The following is a 4,007-nucleotide window of genomic DNA, read 5'->3' as shown; positions in this document are numbered from 1 at the left end:
GATCCACCACCGTCCGGCCCAGATTGAGGGGGCTAGCCGTCTCCACCTCCACGTAGCAGGGCTTGAGCTCGAACAACTGCGGCTGCAGCAGGTAGGCGACTACACAGGGATCGTGCAGCGGCCCCCCCGGCAGGCCGTAGCGCCGGATGTCGAACTTGCCGTAGAAGGCGAGCATGTCGGCCACCGTCTGGCCTACCCGCGTGCCGAGGGCGCGGATCCGCTCGATCCGCTCCGGCGTACTGAGGACTTGCTGGGTAACGTTCAGGCCCAGCATCACCACCTCGGGGATCCCGGCGCTGAGCACGATCTGAGCAGCATGGGGATCGGTGAAGATGTTGAACTCGGCGGCCGGGGTGGTGTTTCCCTCAAAGGCAGATCCCCCCATGAACACCAGACGTCGGATGCGCTCCACGATGCGGGGCTGCTGCACCAGGGCTACTGCCAAGTTGGTCATCGGGCCCAGCAGCGCCAGGGTAACCGGCTCCTGCGCCGCCATCAAGGTCTCGATCAGGTACTGCACGGCGTGCAGGGATCCCAGCGGCATCTGGGGCTCCGGCAAGTTGGCCCCGTCGATCCCGCTTTTGCCGTGCACCTCTTCGGCAGTCTGCAGCGGGCGCAACAGCGGGCGGGGACAGCCGGCATAGACTGCCATCTGCGGGCAGCCGGCCAGCTCGCAGATCTGCCGGGCGTTGCGGCTGGTTTTTTCCACAGAGACATTGCCGGCCACCGTGGTAATGCCCAGCACCTCTAGCTCCGGCGAAGCCATCGCCAGGAGCAGGGCCACCGCGTCGTCTTGGCCGGGGTCGCAATCGATGATCAGGGGCACCATAGGGCTCCCAGAGGCCTTTCACCCCTAGTGTAGGCGGCAATGGCACGCTCTCTTTGAGTCTCCCTTGGCTGACTCTGAAGGCCAAGGCAGATTCCGGTCAGGTTTAAGAAGATTTAAGATCGAAGGCGGTTCTTATCGTTTTCTATCCTTATTGAAGCCCGACACCCACCCACTGCACATCAGCCTTTTGCTCGACTGGGAGCCGCCTGCTGGAGAGCCGCTGGCGGCAGAGGCTTTGTTGTCGCCAGAACGCTTTGTGGCTGAGGTCTTCCAGGATCCGGAAGCCTTTCTGGAGGCTCTGCGAGGGGAGGAAAACCATCCGGACTGCCTGGTGCTGCTGGTGGAAGCGACGCGGCTGGACAAGCTGGAGGCGTTGGGCTGTCAGCTTTGCAAGCAGGGACTGTTGCTGCCGACAGTGGTGGCCATTGTGTCGGAAGAGCTCAAACCGGAAGGCGGCGCCAGCCGCTCCGGCGAAGCGTCCTCCCCCCCTGTTCCTCCGGGGGCGAGAGCTCTGCTCAAGCGGGAGCGGTTTTTCTACCACAACGCCACTCTGGTTCGCCTCGTCTCGCCGTCAGAGCTGTTGCCGCCAAAGGGATCCCAGGCCACTCCCTCTGCTTCTCCCTTGGAGCTGCTGATCAACCGAGCCATTGCCCTGTTTCTCCAGATTTCCCCCACCTGCAGCCTGCCTGCAGCAAACCCTCACCCCAAGGATCAGCCCTACCTGCTCTACACGCACCAGCAGCAGCGGCGGCTGGCGGAAAAGCTGCGGGAACGCCTCGGCTACGCCGGCGTGTACTACCATCGGGATCCGGAGCTGTTCTACCGCCACCTGCCCCCCGACGAGCAGCAGACCCTCATGCGGCGGCTGCGTAACCTTTACCAGGCTATTGTCCTGGAGTATTTTCAATCTCCTGAGACCGTCAATGCCCGCATCGACGAGCTGGTGGCCCTTGCCTTTTTTGCCGACATCGGCGCCGCCCAACTGTTGGAGCTGCACATGAACCTAATGGAGGATTTTGCCAAACAACTAAAACTGGAGGGTCGCAGCGAAGAGATCCTGCTGGATTACCGCCTCACTCTCATCGACGTGATGGCCCACCTGAGCGAAATGTACCGCCGCTCCATTCCCAAATCTGCCCCAAGGGATCCCTAGGTTATGTCCACTCGCAAAGCCTATGTCCTCAAGCTCTACGTGGCGGGCAATACCCCCAATTCTCTGCGCGCCCTCAGCACCTTGCAAGACATTCTGGAAAAAGAGTTCCGCGGCGTGTACAGCCTGAAAGTCATCGACGTCTTGAAAAATCCGCAACTGGCAGAGGAAGATAAGATCCTGGCAACACCGACCCTGGCCAAAATCCTGCCGCCGCCGGTGCGGAAGATTATCGGCGATCTGTCCAACCGAGAGAAGGTGCTCATCGGCCTAGATCTGCTCTACGAAGAATTGGACGAAGAGGCTTAGGACAGGTTTTAGGGGAGAGAGGGGCATGAACCAACCATTGGAACCTTCTGAGTCAGAAAAGCTGCAAGGTAACGCCGCGGAGGGGATCCCATCGACCTACTTCCTAGGCGGGCCCGAGCCGCGGGGGATCCCGAAAAAACAGACGGGTATCGAGGGTTTTGAAGACATCAGCCACGGCGGGCTGCCCCTGGGCCGCACCACCTTGGTCAGCGGTACCTCCGGCACCGGCAAAACTCTGTTTGCCCTGCAGTTTCTCTACAACGGCATTGTCAAGTACCAGGAGCCAGGGATCTTTGTTACTTTTGAGGAGACCCCTGCCGACATCATTCGCAACGCCGCCAGCTTCGGCTGGGATCTGCAGGCCCTCATCGACAAGGGGCAGCTCTTTATTCTGGATGCTTCGCCGGATCCGGAGGGCTACGAGGTAAGCGGCAATTTCGATTTGTCGGCCCTCATCGAGCGCATCCAATATGCCATTCGCAAATACAAAGCCAAGCGGGTGGCCATCGACTCGGTAACGGCCATCTTTCAGCAGTATGAGCCGGCGGGCGTGGTGCGGCGGGAGCTGTTTCGCCTGACAGCCCGCCTCAAGCAGGCCAACGTCACCACGGTCATGACCACCGAGCGCACTGAGGAGTACGGCCCCATCGCCCGCTATGGGGTGGAGGAGTTCGTCTCCGACAACGTGGTGATCCTGCGCAACATCCTGGAGGGGGAGAAGCGGCGGCGTACCATCGAGATCCTGAAGCTGCGGGGCACCACCCACATGAAGGGGGAATATCCCTTCACCATCACCAACGAGGGGATCAACATCTTCCCGCTGGGAGCGATGCAACTGACGCAGCGCTCTTCCAACGTGCGCGTCTCTTCCGGCATCGAGAAGCTGGACGAGATGTGCGGCGGTGGCTTTTTCAAAGACTCGATTATCTTGGCTACCGGCGCCACCGGCACAGGCAAGACCTCGCTGGTGAGCAAGTTCCTCGAGCGAGGCTGCCTAAATGGGGAGCGCTGCATCCTGTTTGCCTACGAAGAGTCGCGGGCCCAGCTTGCCCGCAATGCCTCTTCCTGGGGCATCGACTTTGAGGAGTTTGAGCGGCAAGGCCTCCTTAAGATCATCTGCGCCTACCCCGAGTCCGCCGGCCTGGAAGACCACCTGCAGAAGATCAAAACCGAGATGATGGCCTTCAAGCCCTCCCGCATGGCCATCGACTCGCTGTCGGCGCTGGCGCGGGGTGTGAGCCAAAATGCTTTTCGACAGTTTGTTATCGGCGTAACCGGCCTGGCCAAGCAGGAGGAGATCACCGGCTTTTTCACCAACACCACCGATCAATTCATGGGATCCCATTCCATTACCGAGTCGCACATCTCCACCATCACCGACACAATCATTCTGCTGCAGTATGTGGAGATTCGCGGCGAGATGGCACGGGCGCTCAACGTCTTTAAAATGCGGGGATCCTGGCATGACAAGGGCATCCGCGAGTACCTCATCTCGGATTCGGGGATTCAAATTCGCGATTCCTTCCGCGGCTACGAGCGGATTATCAGCGGATCCCCGACCCGCATCAATGTGGATGAGAAGAACGAGCTCTCTCGAATTGTGCAAAATGTCCAATCTTTGGACGAGTAGGGGCTTGGGCTTGACCGGCGCCAACTGCCCCTAACATTTTGCAACCATAGGTTTTTGGCTGCGTGCATCCGCCAGGGGCTCCTTTGTTC

At 60.2% G+C, this 4,007-nt stretch carries 4 protein-coding genes; 3 read left to right on the top strand and 1 reads right to left on the bottom strand.

Annotation, left to right across the window (positions count from 1 at the left end; translation table 11 throughout):
- Positions 1-829: nucleoside hydrolase (locus NW809_RS11135; protein WP_414402153.1), on the bottom strand; the 829-nt coding region annotated here is incomplete at its 3' end.
- A 151-nt stretch (positions 830-980) separates the two neighbouring features.
- Here NW809_RS11135 and NW809_RS11130 point away from each other — a divergent pair.
- From NW809_RS11130 to kaiC, 3 genes are read left to right on the top strand one after another with little or no spacing between them, the layout of a single operon-like run.
- Positions 981-1,982: a circadian clock protein KaiA gene (locus tag NW809_RS11130; RefSeq protein ID WP_414402152.1), complete on the top strand. Its 1,002-nt coding sequence runs from the start codon at positions 981-983 to the stop codon at positions 1,980-1,982.
- A 3-nt stretch (positions 1,983-1,985) separates the two neighbouring features.
- The gene (gene kaiB, locus NW809_RS11125) at positions 1,986-2,288 is read left to right on the top strand and encodes a circadian clock protein KaiB (RefSeq protein WP_011430723.1); all 303 of its coding nucleotides are present in this window, start codon (positions 1,986-1,988) and stop codon (positions 2,286-2,288) included.
- 25 nt (positions 2,289-2,313) lie between these two features.
- Entirely contained in the window at positions 2,314-3,918 is a 1,605-nt protein-coding gene (gene kaiC / locus NW809_RS11120) for a circadian clock protein KaiC (RefSeq protein WP_011430722.1), read from the top strand.
- Positions 3,919-4,007: the final 89 nt, after the last annotated feature.

The sequence above is a fragment of the Synechococcus sp. WC101 genome, assembly GCF_047461555.1.
In the GTDB taxonomy this organism is placed as follows: Bacteria; Cyanobacteriota; Cyanobacteriia; order Thermostichales; family Thermostichaceae; genus Thermostichus.
Note: the sequence above shows the minus strand (reverse complement) of the source record. Positions and strands in the feature narration are given on the sequence as shown.